Raw genomic sequence first — 5,649 nt, 5'->3', positions numbered from 1 at the left:
TAGCGGTATTCTCGTCCGTTTTTCCTGCTGAATGTTGGCTTCATGGCTCTGTCGCAGTGGCCGCAGCGGATGATGCCGCGCAGCACGGCGGGTGTTTGCATCCGGGTGGAGGCAGAGCGTGGTTCCCGCGTGTTGGTGGCCAGGATGGTTCGGAAATCGGGGGACAGTATATTTATTTCCCCATCGGATTGCTGGAAATCGGGGGACAGTATATTTATTTCCCCATCGGTCACCAGTTAATGCAGTTAGTTGATATACTGTCCCCTGATTTTCACCAGTTAATGCAGTTAATTGATATACTGTCCCCTGATTTCCGATTTCTGATTTGTAGTGGGGTGTGGCAGGTGGCGCAGGTGGTGGCCGGTCCAGGGCGGTGCAATTGGCCGGTCACGGACACCATGATGATCAGATTTTGTCCTCAGCCGCCTTGAGTGCCACCGCGCAGGGGGCGTTGTAATGGCGTCAACAGGTTTCCGTCGGCTGGATGATGGTAGGGAGGCGGGAGTTGAACTGGAGTCAGGATTTTTTTGGATCGCAGGTTTTTTCCGTTTTACATTGGTTTGTTTCGTCTGATAGACTTCTCGTTGGTGGGTGCGCCGCTTTTGCACGCGGTCGCTGGGTTGCCGCGATTGGCTATGGCCCTGACGGGGGGCACGCCATTGCATTGGTGAGCTTGGTCGGCAAGTGGGTGGGGGGAAGTGAGTTTATCGTTTTATTTGTAGGTAAGGAGAATGGTATGCCAGTAGCCTTTTTGTCTCATTCGAGTAAGGACAAGGCTGGCTATGTTCAGATTGTTTCCGACAGGCTCGCGAAGAATTGTCAAGTGTATGACAAGGTAACGTTTGAATCTGGAATGAAAACAATTGATGAGATTTTTATTGGGTTAAACGCGACAGATCTTTTTGTGTTTTTTATATCAGAGTCTGCGCTCCAATCAGAATGGGTAATACAAGAAATATTAGGAGCTAAAAGTCGAGAAGCAGATGGAATAATTCGCCGCATCTATCCATTAATAATAGACGAAAACATAACGCATAAAGATTTAAGAATTCCACAATGGATGAAGGACTCCTATAATCTTAGATTGGTGAGTCGTCCTGCAGTTGCGGTTAGGTTGATTCAGCAAAGATTACGGGAACTTTCATGGGATGACCATCCTCGTTTAGCGGAAAGAAAGAAAATTTTTGTTGGAAGACACGAACAGGTTAACGCAATAGAGGAACGTTTCAACGATTTTGACAAACCGACACCCTGTTGTATTATTGCCTCTGGAGTGCCCTCAGTCGGTCGCAGGAGTGTCCTCCGTCATGCTATAAGGAAAGCTACATCTGTACCTAGAGATTCATACGAGCCTACGCATATTTTATTGACCCTTCAGGATGGTATTGAGGACTTTATCATTAAGGTATATGATGTTGGATTTTCTGACACTATATCATTAGAGGGGCTGCTTGATAAGTCACTTGAAGAGAAATTAGAGATTGCTGTGTTGCTTTGTCGGGATATTATTAAAGCGAATGAGTTGCTTCTTATAGAAGATAACGGATGTATTGTTACATACGATAGATGTCTTTCAAAATGGTTTAAGGAGCTTTCGATATTTTTGTCAGGAAGTCGAAGTGTGTTTGCTGTGATTGCATCTAGGTACAGACCTGATTTTCCCGAAATACGTGGAGATTTGTTTTTCCATGTCCAGGTTCCTGAATTGACTCCAAATGAGAGGATGGGATTGTTTAAGAGATTATCTGATTTTGAGAGCTTAAATTTATCCTCAGAAACTTTTTCCTATTTTGGTGGTGTTTTAACAGGTTATCCAGAGCAGATTCAATACTTGGTGGCACTTATCCGAGAAAATGGCCTTCGCGATGCACAAAATCGTATTCATCTACTGACAGAGTTTAATTCGAACAAGGCCTCTGTGCTGGTAGGTTCGATAGTTCAGGATAATTCAGAAGATTTAGAGTTTCTGGTTTTGTTGTCTGAGTTTGAGTTTATTAGTTGGAATTTATTGGAAAAGTTTATTGATTTGCCTAGAATGGGGAATGTTATAGATCGATTTATCGGAGCAGCCCTTTGTGAACAGCTTGGATCTAACAAGGAATATATTCGGGTAAATGATATAATTAGAGATTATGTGAGACGATTGAAGATAGGTATCCCAGATAGATATAAGAGAATATTGACTGAGCACGCTCGCAACTTCATCAGTAATTGTACCCCTGAAGAGGTTGATGCTTCAGATTATATTTTTTCACTCCAGAGAGCTCTCCTTAATGGAGAGGTTGTACCATATAGATTCTTGGTCCCATCTCACTTTTTAAAGGCAATCAAGGAACTCTATGATCAGTATAGAAATTATAAGGATGTTATACGGCTTGCTGACCAAGTGATAAACGCTTCTAGACATTTAGGAGAGAATATTATGAGAGAAATTCGATATTATCTCTGCTTGTCGCTAGCCAGAAGCAATAATAGGCGGTTTCTGACGGAGGTACAACACATTACAGGATGCGAAAAGAATTTTTTGCTTGGGTTTTATTATCGTATAGTTGGTAGAGTGACAGACGCAATCAGCCAGCAAAAACAAGCAATTCTTGAACCTAGGGTGGCCTCCCGCGCTCGCAGAGAGCTCGTACAGCTTTATGTCGCAATTGAGGATTTTAAATCCGCTCTAGCTTTGGCAGAGAAAAATCATGAAGGCAATCCTAATAATCAGTACCATATAGATTCCCTGGTGAAGTGTTTAATCAATCGTGAGGATTGGGAAACGTTTGAAGATCGGATACGTTTATTAATTGATTCGCTTTCTGAGTCAAAGTCTGACAGATCGCAAGAAATGCATCTTAATTTAAAAGCTCAATTCTATGCGTATTGTTTAAAGGATTATATTGCTGCCCATGCATACATAGAGGAGGCTATTGCAAATCATCCAAATAATCCATATCCACATTTTACAAAATTGACAATATTGTTCCGCCAGAAAGACCTTGAAGGTGTCAATCAAGCATTGGTTAGGATTAAGCAGTTATTGAAGAATGACAGGCAATTTCAGGATGTGTTGGTGAAAATGGAGGCGCAGAAACTTGCTCTAAGCGGGCAATCTGGTGCTGCAGTAAACTTGATTGATGAAAAGTTGCATCACGTTCCTGGTTATGCGAAAAAAATATTATATCGCAGGATTGATCAGTTGACAGTCTCAGGGGTTTGTATGGATCCTGAAGAGTATGGGGTCGTGAATGAGATCGAGTAGACTCACAATTTAGCGCGATGAGGTTCCCCGTCGCGTTGGCCGGACGGGAAACGGGAAATCGGGGGACAGTATATCCATTTCTCTTCCAGCCTGGGGAAATCGGGGGGGAAATCGGGGGACAGTATATCCATTTCTCTTCCAGCCTGGGTAATCGGAAATCGGGGAAATCGAAATCGGGGGACAGTATATCCATTTCTCTTCCAGCCTGAAAAGGTTAACATGACCCATGGCCAGAATCGCTCGTGTTGTTGTTCCTGCATCACCCAACGTGGCAATCGGAGGCAGCAGACCTTTTTTGAGGAACAGGATTATCATGTCTATCTGGACCTGATGGCCGAGTGGTGTGCGCGTTTCGGGGTGGAAATCTGGGCCTAATGTCTGATGCCCAACCATGTGCATCTGATTGCTGTGCCCAAGGTCGCTGAGAGTCTACGGTTGGCCATCGGCGAGGCGCATCGGCGTTTTACCAGGCACATCAACTTTCGTATGAAATGGCGTGGTCACCTCTGGCAGGAACGGTTTGCATCTTTCCCCATGGATGAAGCGCACCTCTACGTGGCAGCGCGTTACGTGGAACTCAACCCGGTGCGGGCTCGCATCGTTGACGCTCCGGCGGATTATCCATGGAGCAGTGCCCAGGCACACCTTGCCGGAAAAGACGATATACTGGTCAAAACCTCGCCGTTGTTGACACGGGTGGGAGATTGGGGCACATTCCTTTCCAGAAACCTCTCTGAAGAGGATGCAGAGCTTTTGCGAAGACATGAACGAACGGGGCGACCAATGGGGGACACATCGTTCGTTTCCAGAATGGAGTCGCTGTTGCAACGGCCTCTGGTCCCTGGAAAAGCGGGCCGTAAAGCGGTTGTGAAGCCTCTGACCCAATGACTTTATGTAGCAGAAAGAGGAGAAATGCCTGTCGTTTAGATGTTCTACGGGTTGATCATCCGCATATTTTTTTTTCGATGCCAAACAGCATCACGTTCCCCATCTCCACGCGGAATATGGCGAAAATGAACGCTGTGTTTGGTATCGAGGTGGGGGAATTCTGGCAGGCAAGTTGCCCAAGGCAAAGACTCGCCTTGTCCAGGCATGGGTTGAACTCCATCGTGACGAATTGATCGCCGACTGGAAGTTGGCCATGGAAGGGCACTCGATGTTTCCCATTGATTCGTTAAAGTGAGGAAAATATGAGTAATCCAAAGGTCGTTGCGGTTGACCCAGAGGAGAGCAACTCTCTGCTGCTGGCCTTTGCCAACGGGGAACGCAGGTGTTTCGACGTCACGCCCTATTTGGACAAGGGCATTTTTCAGGAGTTACGTAACCCTGCCTACTTTCGCCGTGTGCGGGCTGTGTCAGGCTATGTCACTTGGCCACATGATCAGGATTTCAGTTGGGATACCCTTTATCTGGAGAGTGTTCTTGTCAACGGTCGCTCGGAAAGCCCAACCGCACCCTCTGCTCGCTCCACAACATCGGCAACGGCTCCAGCAAATCCCCCAACGTCAGCGACTCCGGTTGCCGACCATCCAGGATTGCGCGGATAATATCCGGAGCCAACAGCGTCAGGCGCTGGATGCGAGACATGTACGAGCTGTCGATCTTTTCCTGTTCAGCCAATTCCCGCATAGAGGCCACCTTGCCGGACTCCAGCATTTTCTGCCACCGATGCACACGTCCCAACGCTCTGAGCATGGCCTGATGCGGTGTCGGCGGAGGAGGGGCCCAGTCTGGTGTACCCGGCGGCGCAATAATCTCCACCTTGGCACCCCACCGTTTGAGCCGCATGGGGATGTGAACCACAAAGCTTTTGCCGTCCGTACTCAACGTGCCTTTCATGCTACACTCCTTTCATTGTCGATGTCCATTTCTGTCATGAGGCTCTGCAACCCGCCGGATTTAAAATGCACAACGACTCCCTGGTGGCTGACATTCACCTTTGCCACCAGCAATTGCAGCAGTCGCGCCTGTTCGCCTGGGAAGAGTTCCTCCCACACGGCTCCCAGGTTGTGCAGGGACTCCATCACCTTGCTCTCCGGCGTTTTGGTGTCGCCGTTGTCCATGGACTGGAAGGTGCGGACCATCATTTCCGGTGTACGCAGGAGGCCTTGTACGTTATTAAATACGGCTCGTTCCACGTTCCCGGCGGCCACTGTCCGCAGGGTGCAGGCGTTGGCTCCGTTTTTGTCTGCTGACTGGCAGGTGTAATAGCGGTATTCTCGTCCGTTCTTCCTGCTGAATGTTGGCTTCATGGCTCTGTCGCAGTGGCCGCAGCGGATGATGCCGCGCAGTACGGCGGGTGTTTGCACCCGGGTGGAGCTTGAGCGTGGTTCCCGCGTGTTGGTGGCCAGGATGGTGCGGACTGTCTCCCAGAGTTCCCGCTCGATGATACCCTCGTG

3 protein-coding genes and 4 pseudogenes are annotated in these 5,649 nt (G+C 47.9%); 5 read left to right on the top strand and 2 right to left on the bottom strand.

The genetic code is table 11. The annotated features are described in order from the left end of the window. The 5 genes and pseudogenes from EJP87_RS18625 to EJP87_RS19065 form a co-directional block, all read left to right on the top strand. Window positions 1-431 (top strand): annotated as a pseudogene (locus tag EJP87_RS18625) (hypothetical protein); the annotation flags it as partial. A gap of 74 nt (window positions 432-505) precedes the next feature. Beyond that, a complete protein-coding gene (locus EJP87_RS13565; RefSeq protein WP_193771390.1) occupies window positions 506-3,250 on the top strand; it encodes a TIR domain-containing protein in 2,745 nt (914 codons plus the stop codon). A 226-nt stretch (window positions 3,251-3,476) separates the two neighbouring features. Further along, window positions 3,477-4,138 (top strand): annotated as a pseudogene (locus EJP87_RS13560) (transposase). Window positions 4,139-4,214: 76 nt separating this feature from the next. Then, window positions 4,215-4,433, top strand: a pseudogene (locus tag EJP87_RS19070) (DUF4160 domain-containing protein); the annotation flags it as partial. 7 nt (window positions 4,434-4,440) lie between these two features. Then, window positions 4,441-4,650 (top strand): annotated as a pseudogene (locus tag EJP87_RS19065) (DUF2442 domain-containing protein); the annotation flags it as partial. A 25-nt stretch (window positions 4,651-4,675) separates the two neighbouring features. On the opposite strand, the gene EJP87_RS13545 reads toward EJP87_RS19065, so the two are convergent. After that, window positions 4,676-5,089: a hypothetical protein gene (locus tag EJP87_RS13545; protein ID WP_130472403.1), complete on the bottom strand. Its 414-nt coding sequence runs from the start codon at window positions 5,087-5,089 to the stop codon at window positions 4,676-4,678. Then, on the bottom strand, window positions 5,086-5,649 hold a 564-nt coding region (locus EJP87_RS13540), incomplete at its 5' end, for a recombinase zinc beta ribbon domain-containing protein (RefSeq protein WP_193771389.1). The genes EJP87_RS13545 and EJP87_RS13540, both read right to left, overlap by 4 nt.

It is taken from the genome of Candidatus Magnetaquicoccus inordinatus (genome assembly GCF_004217665.1).
GTDB lineage: Bacteria > Pseudomonadota > Magnetococcia > Magnetococcales > Magnetaquicoccaceae > Magnetaquicoccus > Magnetaquicoccus inordinatus.
Note: the sequence above shows the minus strand (reverse complement) of the source record. Positions and strands in the feature narration are given on the sequence as shown.